This is a genomic window from Natronomonas sp. (assembly GCF_046483325.1).
In the GTDB taxonomy this organism is placed as follows: domain Archaea; phylum Halobacteriota; class Halobacteria; order Halobacteriales; family Haloarculaceae; genus Natronomonas.
The window spans coordinates 1-16,014 of record NZ_JAWODL010000050.1 but is presented as its reverse complement, the minus strand read 5'-3'; the positions used below and the strand labels follow the sequence as shown (position 1 = coordinate 16,014).

The following is a 16,014-nucleotide window of genomic DNA, read 5'->3' as shown; positions in this document are numbered from 1 at the left end:
GTTGGTTCGTCACCATCGTGCCAAACCACTCCATGACGTTGTATAATAAAATGGAGCATGAGAAATGTCAGTAGATTTGCAGGAGCGGATTGAGACACTGGTAGAATCTTCAAATTTTCGATGCGATTGCCAATTTCCTCGAATTGCCGAAATATCAATATAATGTTGCACGAACTGAATTTAAACAAATTCCACTTCGAGACTGGAGTTCTCCCGATGGAATCGACGTGTTCTTGGTCGCAACCATGATCTGTGCCGTGGTTTGTCTGAAAGATCCGCGTTTTGGACGGGCATATCATCCAGATCGGAACTCGGAGTCGAACGATGAGCTGTTTCTTCGGCTTCTTGAGAATGTACCCTACCGGGAGTCAGAGATTCGGAGCTGTTACCAGAAGGCATTACGCCATATTGACTGGGAACCCATTGACTGGACCACATTCGGCAAGTGATGAAGCCTGTCGTTTGACCGGGTATATAAATGGATGTATATTAGTAGTAGTGAAGGGAACCAGAGAGCGGCCCCAACCCACTATAGGATACGGAAAAGGAGGGTTGGGATGCGGCCTTGCTGTAGTCCCTCCCCGGATAGCTGTACGTTGCGGTATTGGGTTGTTCCTTCTCGCCCAATCTGGAAAGCCCATTATGGCTAATCGGAGGTCTGGATGGGTCCCAATAGGGAGGCGGTACGTTGCTGTAATGGGGAAGACCCTTCTTGCCCAATTCGGATTCTCCCACTTCGGACAGCTGTCCTATTTGGGACTCTCCTAACCCCTCTCTGTAGTCTCTCCCCTTTCCTCTCTCAAGCCAACCACAGGGAAACTCATCTTCAAAGTAGAGCGAGGGACTGTTTGTAGCCTCACATCCAACCAGACGGACGAGGATGGCTTCTACGGGACTCTGTAGTAGACTGAAGGTGATCCATCACATAGATGATAAAATCCCACTACGAGCCGCACAGGAGCTTATAGGCCATGTGGATAATTTTCCTAACTTTGATAGATAATTTTTCAATAATTCATATAGCTTTTGAGGCCCAGTTCATCAATACTAATCCGAGATAAATATCGGGGGATTATACTCTATTTATCAATTTTACAACGATGCTAAGATACGCCGTAAATAGTTGTATTTTTCAATTTCTGAAGACCGACCTGTGGGTGATATTTAGGAGTAATAATTCAGTCAAACCAAGGAAGACCCCTTATTCATTCTCCAACCACGGGTGGATTGGTTCAGGCGGGAACATAAATCGAATTGGGCTTAGCTCTGAGACCTTTGGGGCGTCTGAATCTGGCCGATTTGCGTTGATCTGATCTTCTCCGAAGACGGCCTCTATTAGCTCGGTCTTTGTCCCGGGGGTATGGTAGCGATAGGCGTTGTATAGCTCTCCATCCCACAGTTTGTTGAAGTAACGGCCACCGTCAGGGGTGAACATCTCGGGAGTGCCGTCGAGATCACCGTCGAATACCATACGGCGAGCTTCTTGCCGCACAGGGTTGTGATCCAAACCAGCGTCTTCTGGATCGACTTCCATCACCGTTAACAGAACCTCCGATGCGCCGGCTTCCCGGAAGTATCCTACGTGATCGCTGGTCAGTTCAACAGCCGCGATAGCCTCCGCGTTGCTATTCTGACTCGCTTGCCGCTTCGGACCGGGAGATTCATCAAATTCTTTCATTACCGCGAGTCCTACTCTACAGTCACTCGCGGCTCCGCTTCGCCCTCGATCGTGACCGTGTAGCCGAGGTAGGTAAACTCGACGCGAACAAAGCCGTCATGCTTGTCCGAAAAAAGTGATTCAATCGAATCAGTATCGATTACTGTCTGAAGGGGTGGCGAAAGTTCGAGCGGGTCTACCCCCCGCCTGTCGGCCACTTTCTGGACCACATCTGTTGCCAAGAACTCCGACTTTTCGGACCGCTGGCTCGAACTGTCACTCATTTTTAAGTGAAAGAACCTTACCATGGTTAAATTTACTGGCATCTTCTGAAGGTATACGAACCGTTCTATGCCACCTTCTATTTTCATTCTGTGATTGCTTTAGAAGACTCCTTCTACACTTTATCCACCCACTCCAGTTGCCGGTCGCGCTTCTCTTGGGGCGTCGGTGTGTCGTAGTGTTCCCGGAGCGTTCTGGGGGAAGCGTCTACCCGGTCGCCAATCGTATCGAAGTCGGCTCCCATATCTCGCATTTTTGTAACAAACCCTCGCCGGACTCCGTGAGGCGAGACCGTATCAGGGCATTTCGAGGCTTGGTTGTATTTGGTCCACTCACATTCCTCGGGATCTTTTTTCTCTGGACATTGGAACCCGATATAACAGGGTCGGGTCACGGTGTAGATATTCCGTTGAATTGTGGTCTTTTGGGGTCGTCCGTTCGTGGTCGTCAGTAGCGGCTCACGCCCGTTCTCGCCAGCCACGTCGTGACGGTGGCCTTCTATGTAGTCGTCTATCAGCGTCCCCATCTCGTCCGATATGGGTACCTCACGTTCTCCCCATTGTTCTTTTTTCAGGGGAGTCCCTGTTTCGGGGCGGTGGTTAAAGGCGAGAAGGGGTTTGCGGTAGCGGTCGGGGTAGTAGTCTTGGAGATCGAGGGAGCGGAGTCCTCCGGTTCGACAGCCGGTGTGCCAGAACAGGGCGAACATGACGTGCCGAAGGCTGGCGTATTCGTATTTGTTGAGGTAGGCCAGAATCCCTTGGGCGTGGTCTTTCGAGACCTTTACTTCCCGGCTCCGGTAGCCTTTCTTGGCGCTTGGGACTTTCACTTTTTTGGAGAGTCCTTCGGGTACGCCGTCGAGGGCTTCCCACTCTTGGACGGCGAGCCGGAAGGTTCGCATTTCGTTTTCCAGCGTCGTCGGGGCGACCTCCTCTTGGCGGTAGTCGAGGTAGGATCGACACTTCCGGGTGGTTAGTTCGTTGAGGTTGGTTAGTCCCTCCTTCTCGCACCATTCGACAAACCGATTGAGGCGGGTGGTGTGTTCATAGAGGGTTGATTGTGAGACCTCCGACTTTCGGGCGGTCACGTATGTTTGTACGGCTTCGGACGGCGATAGGGGTTCAAGTCCGTGCATGGCTTTCCTGTAGCCGACCGTCCGTAGAGGGGATCGTCCGTTGGCTGGACCCGTCCCGCGAGTCCGACGCTCCCAAAGCGTTCTTGGGAGCGGCATGGACGAGTCGGGAGAGGCCCCAGCGAGCGTCAGCGAGCGACGGGGGAAAATCCCGGCGAGTCCACTTCCTCGTTCTCCGCAACGCTCGAACTCGGTCAGTGGACTCGCCGACCCTCGCGACCGTTTCGCGTTCGCTCAGTCCCAGCAGATCGATCACGGTCGGTTACCCTTCCGATTTACCGGACGACGGTACGACAGTTATGAACCGACCACCAGACTCGCCGGGGAGTTGGGTATGGTTCGTGCCGGGAGTGTTTGCCTGCTTTGTGATTCGCAGAGTCAACTCGGAAAGCTAGCCCGTACAGCACCGGTATCTATCGAACTACTGATAAGAGGCGGCTGCTGAATGCAGAGCATAGGCCCCGTTTAGACGCTTCTGAGTGGGCAAGTCTGGCGTCATTTCGGCTGAGAAGTATCGGATAGTGAGCGTTTCGTAGTTCGGTTTTGCAGCTTAACGACGGGACGTGAGTGTCGACTTCTGCTGCGGTTAAACGGCGCCCGGAGGATCCATTCAGCAGTCAGCCTCTATCGGGATCATATCCAAATCAATTAACTAGCTGGTCAGTAGCGTCAGGTACCTTAGACGGCTTTTGAAATGATTATAAAACCAGCCGGGATCCCGACCAGTACACGCAGGGCTGGAGCTGAATCGAGTACGATCCAAGTTCCGATAGAGTGCTGCCACACGCTTTTGAGAGATGAATCCCCAAACAGTGTATGGATGAAATGCTGTTCGAGCGGATCCTGCTCCCGCTTGCCGATCCGGACGACGCTGAACGAACCGCCCGGGCGATTCGTCCCTATCTCGACGACGAAACCACACTCATCATCATCCACGTCACCCAAGGTGAGGCTGCTGGAACGACGATTTCGATGGGACGAGACCAGTTCGCCGAAGAGATCTACGAGACGTTCATCGCTGTCTTGGGCCGACAGGACCTCAGAATTGAATGGGTGACCCTCGAAGGCCGGGACGTCTCCGAGGCCATCACCGACGCGATCGGCACACTCGAGGCAACGCTCGTAGCTTTCACGCCCAGAGATCTTGACACGTGGAGCCGAACGCTCGCTGGCGACCCCGGGAGTCGACTGGTACGGGACGCCGAAATCCCCGTGATGGTTTTTCCCAGCCGAACCGAATAAACGGTGACCACACCATCCCCGTGCTCTCCGGTATCGACGGCGTTTCCAGACGCTGACCCGCCGAATCTGACGCGGTCCGGCGCCTTGCGAATCCGAATAGATACTCACGCAGGCCGCGTGGTTGTAACCGAATGGCGCAGATCAGAACAGCCCCGACAGTGATCTCATGATCCCGAGACCGAGCTTCACCGCCCCGATCTTCACCTGGTTCGTGATGCCGACACCGGTCACCTCGATGGATCCGTCCTCGTACGCCTGGTTGAACGTCGCGGCCGGGTCGTCGGAGGTGATGACATCACACGTCGTCGACTCGTCTGTCTCAACTCGGACCGTCGGGTCTTCCGCGACGGCTTCGTTCAATTGCGTTATGCGTCCGTCGGCGTCGGTCGAGACGGCGAACCGCTGCTCTCCGTCCGCGGCATCTATCCGTACGTCAATACGTTGATCGGAGAGTTGCCCCCGTACGAGTCCGGGCACCTGATCGAGATTCTCGTTGTACACGTCGACCAGCGGGGTCAGTTCGTCCGTTTCGAGACTGCACTCCTGAGCCGTCGCCGTCCCGACGGGAAACGTGAGCAACACCACGATCAGAAGCCCGCTGATGATCATATTTCGTCGTCTAATCATAGAGACGTGTTTGATTTGCTCCTATATCTACTTACCCGTCGTCGAGACATTCCTGATACCGTGGACGTCGACTGACGTGGGCGCGTGTACACCCCGGCACTGTTCGGCGCCGGTCAATGCACCCACTCGATGTCCTCTCGAACGACCTCCGCCGGGACCCCCGCCACGAGCGTCCTCGGGGGCACGTCCGAAACCACCACACTGTCGCACGCGACGACGCTCCCCTCGTGGATCGTCACCCCCTTGTTGATCGAGGCTCCGTGACCGACCCACACGTCGTCTTCGATCCGGACCGGCTTCGATTTCGTCGAGTCGACGCCGTCGACCGACAGCTGGTGGTAATCGTTATCCAGTATGTCGAGGTCCCACGACAGCGCGCAGTTGTCGCCGATCGTCACTTCGCTCGTGCACGTGATGTGCGACCCCTCGCGGATGTACGAATCGCCGATGGAGAACGCCCCCCGAATGCTGACGAGACACCCGGACCCGATCCGGCCGAGCTCCTCGCCGGTGTGCGAAATCGAGCTCTCGGGGCCGGTTGAGAACTTCGAGTGAGCGACCTCCGGATAGGGGAAGGTCCCGATCTCCAGGCGGTTGTTGATATCGAAGGCGGTCTCGCCGTCGATGTCGACGATAGTGTTCGAGTGGATCTGCAACGCGGTCGGATCGCCCGTATGTTTCACCGAGTAGTACGCCGATTTGACGCTCCCGAGTGCCCCGACCAACTCCAGGCCTTTATATACATCCGACAACGAGGCCATGGATTCCGATTCCCCCGCGATGATAATAATCGTTGATAAACGTTATTCGACGAGAGAATATCGCCCGCGTTCTCACGTTCCCCGCGCGGACAAAAAACGATCCGGATCAACCCGGACGGTACGGCGTGCGGCTGGTTCGGTTACTCGCCGTCGGGCGCGGCCTCTTCGGGGACGGAGCCGTCGAGCAGCGACTCGTCGGTGTAGCTCTCGCGGATGTCCTTCTTCGAGAACTTGCCCGTTGCGGTCTTTGGGATCTCGTCGATGTACTCGATGGCGTCCGGGAGCCACCATTTGGGGTACTCCTCGCGCAGAAGATTCATGATCCCGTCGTCGAGCGTCGCCTCGTCGGCGCGCTCGGTCGGGACGACGAACGCGACCGGTCGTTCCTGCCACTTCTCGTGGGGAACGCCGACGACGGCCGCCTCCGCGACGTCGTCGTGGGCCATGATCGCGTTCTCGAGTTCGACCGAGGAGATCCACTCGCCGCCGGATTTGATGACGTCCTTGGCGCGATCGACGATCTGAATGTAGCCCTCCTCGTCGATGGTGACGACGTCGCCGGTCTTCAGCCAGCCGTCCTCGAAGTCCTTCTCCGTGGCGTCGGGCCGCTTGAAGTACTCGGTGGTGACCGAGGGCCCGCGGACCCACAGTTCGCCGAACTCCTCGCCGTCCCAAGCGGCCTCGTTGCCGTCCTCGTCGACGACCCGCATCTCGAGGCCGGGAACCAAAATTCCCTGTTTGGCTCGGTGTTCGAGTTGGGTGTCGTAGTCGGCGTCTTCGAGGGTGTATTTGAGGTGTGCCGCGGAGCCGATCGGCGACATCTCGGTCATCCCCCACGCGTGGAGGAGCTCGACGTCGTGGTCGTCGAACCAGCGGATCATCGACTCGGGTGCCGCGGAGCCGCCGACGATGACGGTGTCGAGCGCGGAGAGATCGAGATCGTTGTCCTCGGCGTAGTCCATGAGCCCGAGCCAGACGGTCGGGACGCCCGAGGTGATGGTGACGCCTTCCTCTTCGATGAGCATCGCGAGGTCTTCGGGGTCCGGCGACGGGCCGGGATAGACGTGTTTGGACCCGGCCGCCGTCGCGGTGAAGGGCATCCCCCACGCGTTGACGTGGAACATCGGGACGACGGGCATGACGACGTCGTCGTCGTTCATCGGGATGCCGTGCGGTGAGAGGGTGATCATGGTGTGGCTCCACAGCATCTGCTGGGTGTACTCGACGCCCTTCGGGTTGCCGGTCGTCCCGGAGGTGTAACACATGCCTGCCGGCTGGTCTTCGGAGAGCTGCGGCCAGTCGTACTCGGTGGAGTGGCCGTCGACGAACGCCTCGTAGGGGGTCGCCTCGATCGCGTCGACCTCGGTTTCGCCCATGACGACGAAGTCGACGCCTTCGAACTCCGGCGCGCCGGCCGCCGCTCCGGCAAGCTTCGGTGCGAGCGACGGGTCGACGAAGATCAGCTGATCGTCGGCGTTGTCGACGATGTACTGGATGTGCTCGTCGGGCAACAGCGGGTTGATCGTATGCAGTTGCGCGCCGATCGAGGGGACCGAAAAGTACGTCTCGAAGTGGCGGTGGTGATTCCAACAGAACGTGCCGACCCGATCTCCCTCCTGGACGCCGTACTCCTCGAGGGCGTTGGCCAACTGTGCCGTCCGGTCGTCGTATTCGCTGTAGGTGTAGCGCTCTATTCCGTTGTGGGTTCGCGAGACGATCTCGCGGTCCGGATAGAGATTTGCCGCACGCCACAGGAATGGCCGCAACGTCTGGTCTGTTCCTCCTGGCATACTCGGCGAATACGGCCAACGATGACTTCATTCTTTACAAAAACTGCCGGGACTGGCAGCTGACCCGTTCTCGGAATACCGACCGGTCCGGAACCGCTGTCGGATACTCCCTGATCGAGTTGAAGTGTCCCCCGGAACGAACGATACACCGCTCAGCCGGCGGTTAGAAGACGCGACGGCTGACCGCGAGCCCTTCGCCGAGGGGTAAAAGCGTCGTCTCGAACGCGTCGACCGACCGAACGTGACCGAGATACGCGGCGATTCCCCGCGCCGCGTCGGCGTTCGGATCGCCGACCTCGGCGGGGTCACCGCCGTCGACCAACGCCGATAGCGTCTCGAATTCGAACGGTCCCCGGATCGCGTTGTCGGCGACGACGATTCCGCCGACTGGAACCTGCGATCTGATCGCCTCGAATGCGTCGACGTATCGATGTTTCTCGTTGTCGATCAATGCGATGTCGAACGGTCTCCGGTAGTCGGTGACGATCTCGATCGCGTCGCCGTGTTCGAATCGGGCCTGTGACGCGAATCCGCCCCGTTCGAGGTTTCGCCGCGCGTCGTCGAGTTTCTCCGAATCGATCTCCGTGAGCACGATCTCACCGGCCTCGTCCATCCCACGAAGAAACCAGTACGCCGAGTAGCCGAATCCGGAGCCGAACTCGAAGACGCGCCCAGCACTCAGCAGTCCGGTGAGCTGTTGGAGCCACCCGCCGACCGCGGGACCGACGGTCGGAAACCCGGTTTCTTCGGCGCGTCGATCCATCTCGACGAGCACCTCGTCTGACTCAGGTCCCACGGTTGTGGCGAACGCTTCGAGCGCTTCGGGAACAGCCATACCGGGACTCGACGCCCAGTCGATTTATATTCTCCCCGACGGCGCCACGCTTTGCCCCTTCGATCCCGACCCGATCGCCGACCTCGTAGGTCCGATCGATCACGATGTAGATCCACTCGATGAGCGAGAACAGCGGCTGTCGAAGCGCGGACGTGCGCGCGATTCCGACGATATCCAACGAGAAGAGGAGGCCGACGTACCGTTGGGTCAACACGTCGAGCACGCTGATCAATCCAACCGGGGCGAACGCGAACCGCAACACGGTCGTGAGGTCGTATCGCCGTCGTTTGTCGCCCGTCCGGACGAGTAAAACTGCGGGACGACGGCGTATCCACCGAAGGCGACCAATGCGGCGCCCGCGGTGAGAATCCCGCTACTCCGACCACTTGATCGAACAGCCACGGGAGGGTTCGAACGTCACCTCCAGATCTTCGCCCGCGAGAACGGCGTCGATCGCGTCGCGCATGTCCAGTCCCGGTTCGCCCGACGGCTCGTCGTCCGGATTCAGCGCATCGTCGAACCGACCGTGGTACGCCAATCGGAACATATCCTCGTCGTTGCGGAACAAGAACGGATCGGGCGTACAGACCGCGCCGTACTCACGCGCGACCGAACCCGTCTCGTCGCGAAGATACGCTGTGATGTCGATCGTCCCGCGCTCTACGTACTCGACCATTTTTTCGAAGGAGTCCTCCGGATACTCGTCGTCGTCGTTGGGGTTGATTCCGACGACCGCGACCCCCTCGTACTCGTCGGCGATCTCGTTCATCGCCTCGAACTTCGCCCGCGCGTACGGGCAGTGGTTGCACGTGAAGACGACGAGCAGCGCGTCGTAATCGTCGAAATCGCCCAGCGAGTAGGTCCGCTCGTTCGTCCCCAGTAGTTCGAAGTCGGGCGCTCGTTCGTCGTACTCCAATACGTCCGGCTCGGATTCGAGTGCCATACGATACCGTTCGCTCTCCGCGGAGAAAAACTACCCCTCGAACGTCGTCAAAAAGACCGCGACGACCGCGAGGACGATCCCGGCCCCCTTTCGGACCGTCAGCGTTTCGTCGAGAAACGCGATCCCAACGACGGAACTGGCGACCAAAAACAGCCCGAAGATCGGGACGACGACGCTGACCGGTCCACCCGCGAGCGCCCGGTAGTAGGCGATGATGCCGACGCTGAGACAGATCCCGGCGGCGTACATGTAGGGTGCGTGCTCGTGGGTCAACGCGGACAGGACCGGCCGATCCGTCGCGACCACGAGCGCGAACGCCGCCACCGCGAGCATCCCATTCGTCACGAACGCGACGGTATCCGGCGATATCTCTTGGGTCGCGAGCTTCGTCAGCGGCGCGACCAGCGTGTAGGCGAGGAGGGCGACGAGCGCGTACCACAGATACTGCATACCGATCTTGGCCACGCGACGTGAAAAGCAGTGTCGATCGTCATCCACCATTCCGAAACCGTCAAACCCGAACCCGGCCAAGGCGCACTCAACGAATGACGCTCACGAAACGGATCATCCCCTGTATCGACGTCGATTTGGACGACGACGGGGAGGCGGCGGTCTACACCGGAGTCAACTTCGAGAATCTAGAATACACCGGGGACCCCGTCGAACTCGCCAAAAAGTACAACGAGGCGGGGGCGGACGAGTTCGTGTTCCTCGACATCACCGCGTCGGCACAGGGCCGAGCGACGATGCTCGATACCGTCTCGGCGGTCGCCGACGAGTGTTTCATCCCGCTCACCGTCGGCGGCGGCATCCGGACGAAAGACGATATCAAGGAGACGCTTCGTGCCGGCGCGGACAAGGTCTCGATCAATACGGGGGCGATCGAGCGACCTGAACTGATCGAGGAGGGCGCGGCGGCGTTCGGCAGTCAGTGTATCGTCATCTCCGTCGACGCGCGCCGACGCTTCGACGAGGACGGCGAGTTTTACGCCGAGGTCGATGGCGAATCCTGCTGGTTCGAGTGCACGGTCAAGGGAGGGCGAGAGGGGACCGGTATCGACGTCGTCGAGTGGGCTCGCGAATCGGCGGACCGGGGTGCCGGCGAACTGTTCGTCAACTCGATCGACGCCGATGGGACGAAGGACGGCTACGACGTCCCGCTCACGAAGGCCGTCTGCGACAACGTCTCGACCCCCGTCATCGCGTCTTCCGGGTGTGGCTCGCCGGCCCACATGGAGGAAGTGTTCACGGACGCGGGCGCGGACGCCGCACTCGCCGCGTCGATCTTCCACTTCGAGGAGTACTCCGTCGACGAGGTCAAACGCTACCTCGCAGAGCGTGGACTCCCGATCCGGCTGTGAGCGCCGTCGTGCGGAAGCGCTTATTCTCCTGCGGGCCCTCCGGTAGCCCGTGAACTGGCGGTGTGCGTGGTGTGGCCGAGAGTACGACGACGAGGTCTCCGCGTGTGATACCTGCGGTCACGAACGCTTCGAACCGGTTTCGGAGGATTCGGCGTCGCCGTTCGACACCGAGTCGTTCGCCTGGGTCTGTACGAGCTGCGGCCGCGAACACGTCAAACACTCGCCCCCGTGCGTCCGCTGTGGCAACCACGACCTCGAACGGCGCGAGGCCGCGAACGTCGACCCCGGTGAGTTGTCGATTCCGAGTTACCTTGCCGTGGGCAAGCCGTACATCATTGGCGTCGTGGTCGTCGTCGCGCTCGTTGGCCTTGCCCTCGCGGGCGTCGTCCCGATTCCGGGACTTTCGGATCCGCCCGACCCGCCGAACGTCCCCGGCGACGCCGACCGAAGCGCCGGATTGGACCTCACGGTCGTCGAATCGGAACTGCACGACCGATTCGAGACGGCGCGAACCGACGCCGGGTCGACAGCGCGCGAGCGCGACGATGGGCTCGACGCGTACGCCGAGTACGCGACGCGACACCGCGTCGCCGAACGGTACGACTCATCCTACGATGGCTCAGTTCCGGAGCTGGGTGCGTTCGATCCCCAGTGTACCGTCTCCCCAACGTTCGGCATCGCGGAACCGTCGATAGACCTCTCGCAGTACGACGACGAGACGACCGCTGCCGATGCGTTGGCCGAGACGCTGTTAGGTGACGACCGACTCGCTGAGGTGGTCCTCGACGAACGGCGATCGGAAGGAATAGACGTTCAGGTCGGTCCGGACGGGACAGTGTTCGTCGGCTATATCACCTGCTGAATCACGCCGCGGATTCGAACGATTCGCGGAAGGCGTCGGCCTTCGATTTGACGCCGCCGGCGCCTGCTGCTAGGGCGTCAAGCGGATCGATACTGCCGTCGGTTTTGATCGTCACGACGGGATCGGTCTGGCCGCCGGACTGCTCGGGGTTCATGTCGTAGGTCGCGGTGGTGACGCCCTCGACCTCGAGCAGAGCGCCCTTCAGCACGTTCACGAACGTGTGGTCCTCGCCCTGAATCTCGATCGACAGCTCGGTCTCCAGGTTCTTGATGACGCGTAGATCCATTATCGAACCGTATGCGTATCGTCCCTATGAGCGTTACGGAGCCGAGACGGCCGATCGGTCGGGCGTCGAAACGGTCGGCTGTTCGGTCCGCGTCGGGTCAGTACCCCGCGATTGAACTCGCGGGCCTCCTGGTTGCTTTTTTGTGGACCCGCCACCGCGGATCGCACGAACTTTTGCGTCCCGACACGAGAGCGGAGTATGGAACTCGACCTATCCGGCCGAACCGCGGTCGTGACCGGCGGTTCGCGGGGTATCGGACGCGCGATGACGCTCGCATTCGCCGACGCGGGGGCGAACGTCGTACCGCTTTCACGGACCGAATCGGACGTCGAAGCCGTCGTCGAGGAGGTCCGCGACCGCGGCGTCGACAGCCGCGTCGAGACCCTCGACGTCGCCGACACAGACGCGGTCGAGGCCTGTTTCGACCGGATCGACGAGGATCTCGACATCGACGTGGTGGTCAACAACGCGGGAATCAACCCTGCCAGCGCGCTCGGTGACCTCGAAGACGTCTCCGATGAGGGGTTCGACCTGGTGACGGACGTGAACCTCGGCGGCGCGTTCGCCTGCGCTCGCGCCGCGGAATCGTCGTTGAAAGCGTCGGGTGGCGTTCTGATAAACGTCGCGTCGGTCGGCGGCCTCGTCGGTCTCCCCCGACAGCACCCCTACGTCGCCTCCAAACACGGCCTCGTCGGCTTGACGAAGAGCCTCGCGTTGGACTGGGCGCCGGAGGTGCGAGTCAACTGCCTCGCGCCGGGCTACGTCGCCACGGATCTCACCACCGGCCTTCAGGAGAACGACGACCTGCGGGCGTCGATCGAACGACGGACGCCGCTCGATCGGTTCGCTGACCCCGAAGAGATCGCTGGCCCGGCGGTCTTCCTGGCCAGTGATCTCGCGTCGTACGCGACCGGCGCGACGTTCGCCGTCGACGGCGGCTGGACGGCGCGGTAGGTGCGAGAGCGAAGCGTCGATCGTCTTCCGTCGGCCCCGCCACTAGTAAAGAGTTTTGCGCCCCCGGCGTTGAAACATGAACATGACCACGTTCGAGTACGACGTCGCCATCGTCGGGGCGGGAACCGCCGGCTGTTACGCCGGGGCGACCATCGCCGACGCCGGATACGACGTCGTCATCGCCGAGCGCAAGGACGAATCCAAGGCAGGCCACATCGCCTGCGGTGACGCGCTCAAGGGTGCAGACAAGTTCCCCGAATCGATCCCAAAGTCCCAGATCGAAGATTCCTTCACGAACACCGAGGTTGATCACGGACAGTTCGAGATCCCACAGGAGAACGCCGTTCTCGATATTCCGGTGCCGGGCGAACTCGCCGTCATCGACCGATACGCCTACGGCCGGCGAATCATCGAGGGTGCCGAACGCGCCGGCGCCGAGTTCCACTACGACACCGTCGTTCAGGACGTCGTGCAGGACGACGACGGACGGGTGTGCGGCTTCGAGGCGACGAAGAAGGGCGACCACGTGCGTTATAAGTCCGAGGTAGTCCTCGACGGCGCGGGCGCGCTCTCGCTGTTGCAGGACAAGATCGACTTCGAGGGGACGACCTTCGACACGAACGTCCAATACTCGCAGTTCGCCTCGGCCTACCGGGAGGTCATCGAGGTCGACGAGCCGGTCGAGTGGTCCGACGCGCTCGTGTTCAAGCCGACGAAGCGATCGGCCGGCTACCTGTGGTACTTCCCGCGGACGCCGACGGAGATCAACGTCGGGTTGGGCTTTCAGATGAACGAGGAGCCGATGCAACTCGTCGCGGACCTCCGCGAGGACATAAGCCAACGGCCCGAACTCAAAGGCGCGACGGTGAAGGACAAACTCGGCGCGGCGCTGCCAACGCGTCGCCCCTACGATTCGGCCGTCGCCCCGGGCTACGTGGCGATCGGCGACGCCGCCGCCCACGTTAACCCGATCAGCGGCGGTGGCATCGCCGGCGCCGCTTACGCGGGGCAGTACGCGGGCGAACAGGCGATCGAAGCGATCGAAACCGACGACGTGAGCGAGGGCGCGCTGTGGCGGTACAACGAACGCGTTATGGACCACTACGGCGGCCGCTACGCCGCGTTGGACATCTACAACATCTTCTCGACGGCCTACGACCTCGACGATCTGCTCGCGCTGTTGGCCGCACTCCCCGCCGAAAAGCTCTCCGATGCGCTCTATTCGGGCTCCGCGAAGGTCGGACTCGGACTCAAACTGCAGGTGTTACTAAAAAGTTTCGGTCACTGGGGAACGTTGAAGAACCTCTACGACACGAAATCGCTCGCCGATCGCCTGCTCGATCACTACGGAACGTACCCCTCCTCGCCCGACGAGTTCGGCGCCTGGCAACGCGAGCGCGATCGAATCATGGACGACATCTACGCCAGAACCGGGGCCGAGGCGAAGTACTGAAGATCGACGAGACCGCACGCGTCCAGCCATGTCCGGCTATTTTAGTACCCGAGCACGACTGCGGCCAGTATGATCGTCGATGGGCTGACTCCCGGTGCCGTCGTGGTCTTTTTGATCATCTCGGTCGCACTCGCGCTCTTCGTCTCCGAGGTGATCCCGAACGACGTCACGGCCATCGGGATCATCGGCGTGCTCGTGATTCTCGAACCGTGGACGGGCGTCGACGGCCAGGCGGCGATCTCCGGGTTTGCGAATCCGGCGACGGTGACGATCGTGGCCATGTACATGCTGAGCGCGGGGATACAAAACACCGGCCTCGTCCAACGACTCGGGATGTATCTCGCAGACTTCACCGCCGGAAACGAGTTCAGAGCGCTCGTCGCGACGGTCGGGACGACCGGGCCGCTCGCCGGCTTCATCAACAACACGCCGGTCGTCGCCGTATTCATGCCGATGATCTCCGACCTCGCCGACGAAGCGGAGCTCTCGCCCTCGAAGCTCCTCATGCCGCTTTCGTACGCCGCTATTCTCGGCGGGACGTTGACGCTGATCGGAACAGCGACGAACATCCTCGCTGGCGAGTACGCTCGATCGCTGATCGACGGTCGATCCGGAATCGGTATGTTCGAGTTCACGCCGCTCGGAATCGTCATCTTCACCGTCGGTCTCGCATATCTGTTGACGATCGGCTATCGACTCACGCCCGCTCGAATCCCCGTCGGATCGAACCTCGTCGAGGAGTTCGACCTCGACGATCACCTGGCCGTCGTTTCGGTTACGCCCGACTCGCCCGCCGTAGGGATGAGCGTCGATGCGTTCAGCGCTGAGTATCTCGAGGAAACGCGGATTTTACAGATCAGACGCAACGGGAAGGTGTTCGCAGCACCGCGGACTGACCAGCGGATCGAGGGGGGGGACCAGCTCGTCGTTCACGGGACCTTGCAAGCCGTCAACCGACTCGGTGGGGTCACGGGCCTCAAACAGGTCCTCAGAGAGGGCGTCACCGAGGAGACGTTCACCGAACCGGCGACCGATGAGACGCTCGCTCGGGCCGTCGTCGCCGAGGATTCAACCTACGTCGGTAAGACGGTAGCCGAAGCCCGTCTCGCGGCGTTTCACGACACCACGGTGCTCGCGATACGTCGCAGGGACGAACTGCTCCGGACGGATCTCGACGTACGGACGCTCCGCCCCGGCGATCTCCTCTTGGTGTGGACGACCCCGACCTCGATCGAGTATTTCACCGACTCGGGCGACCTTCTGATCGCCCACGAGGAGGCGTACGATCGACTGGTCGAATCCAGCGTGGCCGAGATCACGCCACTCTCTCCGAAGACGCCGATCGCAGTCGGGATCATGGCCGGCGTCGTGGGCGTCGCCGCGCTGGATCTGTTACCGATCGTGATCGCCGCGCTCGTCGGCGTCTTCTCGATGATCGTCACCGGCTGTCTCTCGCCACCGGAAGCCTACGACGCGGTCTCGTGGAACGTCATTTTCCTGTTGGCTGGCGTGATACCGCTCGGATTGGCGATGGAGTCCACGGGCGGAGCGGCGTTGCTGGCTACGCTGCTCGTCGGAGCCGCGGCGTTCGTTCCGTTGCTCGCTCTGTTGTTCCTGTTTTATCTCGTGACGGGGCTGCTCGCCAGCGTCATCACGCCGGTCGCGACGATCGTGCTCATGATTCCGGTCGCCGTCGACGCCGCCGTCAGGCTGGACGCTAACGCCTTTTCCTTTCTCCTCGCGGTGATGTTCTCCGCCGCGACGTCGTTCATGACGCCCATCGGCTACCAGACCAACCTCATGGTGTACGGCCCCGGGGGGTATCGGTTCAG

General features: G+C 60.7%; 17 protein-coding genes. 6 read left to right on the top strand and 11 right to left on the bottom strand.

Going from position 1 to position 16,014, the window contains the following annotated elements; translation table 11 throughout:
- Positions 1-1,201: 1,201 nt before the first annotated feature.
- From R6U53_RS14400 to R6U53_RS14390, 3 genes are all read right to left on the bottom strand, one after another.
- The gene (locus R6U53_RS14400; RefSeq protein ID WP_410323068.1) at positions 1,202-1,678 is read right to left on the bottom strand and encodes a hypothetical protein; all 477 of its coding nucleotides are present in this window, start codon (positions 1,676-1,678) and stop codon (positions 1,202-1,204) included.
- An 11-nt stretch (positions 1,679-1,689) separates the two neighbouring features.
- A complete protein-coding gene (locus R6U53_RS14395) occupies positions 1,690-1,941 on the bottom strand; it encodes a HalOD1 output domain-containing protein (RefSeq protein ID WP_410323067.1) in 252 nt (83 codons plus the stop codon).
- 113 nt (positions 1,942-2,054) lie between these two features.
- Positions 2,055-3,023 carry a tyrosine-type recombinase/integrase gene (locus tag R6U53_RS14390; RefSeq protein ID WP_410323066.1) on the bottom strand — a complete coding sequence of 323 codons (969 nt, stop codon included), beginning with the start codon at positions 3,021-3,023 and terminating at the stop codon, positions 2,055-2,057.
- Between the two features lie 861 nt (positions 3,024-3,884).
- Between R6U53_RS14390 and R6U53_RS14385 the strand changes: the two genes are divergently transcribed.
- Entirely contained in the window at positions 3,885-4,310 is a 426-nt protein-coding gene (locus R6U53_RS14385) for a universal stress protein (protein ID WP_410323065.1), read from the top strand.
- A gap of 141 nt (positions 4,311-4,451) precedes the next feature.
- Here the strand turns inward: R6U53_RS14385 and R6U53_RS14380 are convergent, their stop codons facing one another.
- The 7 genes from R6U53_RS14380 to R6U53_RS14350 form a co-directional block, all read right to left on the bottom strand.
- Positions 4,452-4,937 (bottom strand): hypothetical protein, encoded by a 486-nt coding sequence (locus R6U53_RS14380; RefSeq protein ID WP_410323064.1) that lies wholly within the window; start codon positions 4,935-4,937, stop codon positions 4,452-4,454.
- Positions 4,938-5,050: 113 nt separating this feature from the next.
- A complete protein-coding gene (locus tag R6U53_RS14375) occupies positions 5,051-5,698 on the bottom strand; it encodes an acyltransferase (protein ID WP_410323063.1) in 648 nt (215 codons plus the stop codon).
- A gap of 140 nt (positions 5,699-5,838) precedes the next feature.
- Positions 5,839-7,488 carry a long-chain fatty acid--CoA ligase gene (locus R6U53_RS14370; RefSeq protein WP_410323062.1) on the bottom strand — a complete coding sequence of 550 codons (1,650 nt, stop codon included), beginning with the start codon at positions 7,486-7,488 and terminating at the stop codon, positions 5,839-5,841.
- Positions 7,489-7,651: 163 nt separating this feature from the next.
- A complete protein-coding gene (locus tag R6U53_RS14365; protein WP_410323061.1) occupies positions 7,652-8,323 on the bottom strand; it encodes an O-methyltransferase in 672 nt (223 codons plus the stop codon).
- The gene (locus R6U53_RS14360; RefSeq protein WP_410323060.1) at positions 8,274-8,585 is read right to left on the bottom strand and encodes a hypothetical protein; all 312 of its coding nucleotides are present in this window, start codon (positions 8,583-8,585) and stop codon (positions 8,274-8,276) included. The genes R6U53_RS14365 and R6U53_RS14360 overlap by 50 nt, the downstream gene beginning before the upstream one ends.
- Positions 8,586-8,696: 111 nt before the next feature.
- Complete coding sequence (locus R6U53_RS14355) at positions 8,697-9,266, bottom strand: thioredoxin family protein (protein WP_410323059.1); 570 nt, start codon at positions 9,264-9,266, stop codon at positions 8,697-8,699.
- 30 nt (positions 9,267-9,296) lie between these two features.
- On the bottom strand, positions 9,297-9,716 hold the full coding sequence (locus R6U53_RS14350) for an EamA family transporter (RefSeq protein WP_410323058.1): 420 nt from the start codon (positions 9,714-9,716) through the stop codon (positions 9,297-9,299).
- Positions 9,717-9,811: 95 nt separating this feature from the next.
- On the opposite strand from R6U53_RS14350, the gene hisF reads away from it, so the two are divergent.
- Together hisF and R6U53_RS14340 are read left to right on the top strand one after the other, a co-directional pair.
- The gene (hisF, locus tag R6U53_RS14345; RefSeq protein ID WP_410323057.1) at positions 9,812-10,627 is read left to right on the top strand and encodes an imidazole glycerol phosphate synthase subunit HisF; all 816 of its coding nucleotides are present in this window, start codon (positions 9,812-9,814) and stop codon (positions 10,625-10,627) included.
- A gap of 49 nt (positions 10,628-10,676) precedes the next feature.
- Entirely contained in the window at positions 10,677-11,489 is an 813-nt protein-coding gene (locus tag R6U53_RS14340) for a hypothetical protein (RefSeq protein WP_410323056.1), read from the top strand.
- 1 nt (position 11,490) lies between these two features.
- On the opposite strand, the gene R6U53_RS14335 is transcribed toward R6U53_RS14340, so the two are convergent.
- Entirely contained in the window at positions 11,491-11,775 is a 285-nt protein-coding gene (locus tag R6U53_RS14335) for a DNA-directed RNA polymerase subunit L (RefSeq protein ID WP_410323055.1), read from the bottom strand.
- Positions 11,776-11,973: 198 nt separating this feature from the next.
- Between R6U53_RS14335 and R6U53_RS14330 the strand changes: the two genes are divergently transcribed.
- The 3 genes from R6U53_RS14330 to R6U53_RS14320 form a co-directional block, all read left to right on the top strand.
- Positions 11,974-12,729: an SDR family NAD(P)-dependent oxidoreductase gene (locus R6U53_RS14330; RefSeq protein WP_410323054.1), complete on the top strand. Its 756-nt coding sequence runs from the start codon at positions 11,974-11,976 to the stop codon at positions 12,727-12,729.
- 82 nt (positions 12,730-12,811) lie between these two features.
- Entirely contained in the window at positions 12,812-14,182 is a 1,371-nt protein-coding gene (locus R6U53_RS14325) for a geranylgeranyl reductase family protein (RefSeq protein ID WP_410323053.1), read from the top strand.
- 69 nt (positions 14,183-14,251) lie between these two features.
- Positions 14,252-16,014: SLC13 family permease (locus tag R6U53_RS14320; RefSeq protein WP_410323052.1), on the top strand; the 1,763-nt coding region annotated here is incomplete at its 3' end.

Coding starts and splice junctions, on each gene's coding strand:
- R6U53_RS14400 (WP_410323068.1), bottom strand. CDS start 1,678: ATGAAAGAATTTGATGAATCTCCCGGTCCGAAGCGGCAAGCGAGTCAG.
- R6U53_RS14395 (WP_410323067.1), bottom strand. CDS start 1,941: ATGAGTGACAGTTCGAGCCAGCGGTCCGAAAAGTCGGAGTTCTTGGCA.
- R6U53_RS14385 (WP_410323065.1), top strand. CDS start 3,885: ATGGATGAAATGCTGTTCGAGCGGATCCTGCTCCCGCTTGCCGATCCG.
- R6U53_RS14380 (WP_410323064.1), bottom strand. CDS start 4,937: ATGATTAGACGACGAAATATGATCATCAGCGGGCTTCTGATCGTGGTG.
- R6U53_RS14375 (WP_410323063.1), bottom strand. CDS start 5,698: ATGGCCTCGTTGTCGGATGTATATAAAGGCCTGGAGTTGGTCGGGGCA.
- R6U53_RS14370 (WP_410323062.1), bottom strand. CDS start 7,488: ATGCCAGGAGGAACAGACCAGACGTTGCGGCCATTCCTGTGGCGTGCG.
- R6U53_RS14365 (WP_410323061.1), bottom strand. CDS start 8,323: ATGGCTGTTCCCGAAGCGCTCGAAGCGTTCGCCACAACCGTGGGACCT.
- R6U53_RS14355 (WP_410323059.1), bottom strand. CDS start 9,266: ATGGCACTCGAATCCGAGCCGGACGTATTGGAGTACGACGAACGAGCG.
- R6U53_RS14350 (WP_410323058.1), bottom strand. CDS start 9,716: ATGCAGTATCTGTGGTACGCGCTCGTCGCCCTCCTCGCCTACACGCTG.
- hisF (WP_410323057.1), top strand. CDS start 9,812: ATGACGCTCACGAAACGGATCATCCCCTGTATCGACGTCGATTTGGAC.
- R6U53_RS14335 (WP_410323055.1), bottom strand. CDS start 11,775: ATGGATCTACGCGTCATCAAGAACCTGGAGACCGAGCTGTCGATCGAG.
- R6U53_RS14330 (WP_410323054.1), top strand. CDS start 11,974: ATGGAACTCGACCTATCCGGCCGAACCGCGGTCGTGACCGGCGGTTCG.
- R6U53_RS14325 (WP_410323053.1), top strand. CDS start 12,812: ATGACCACGTTCGAGTACGACGTCGCCATCGTCGGGGCGGGAACCGCC.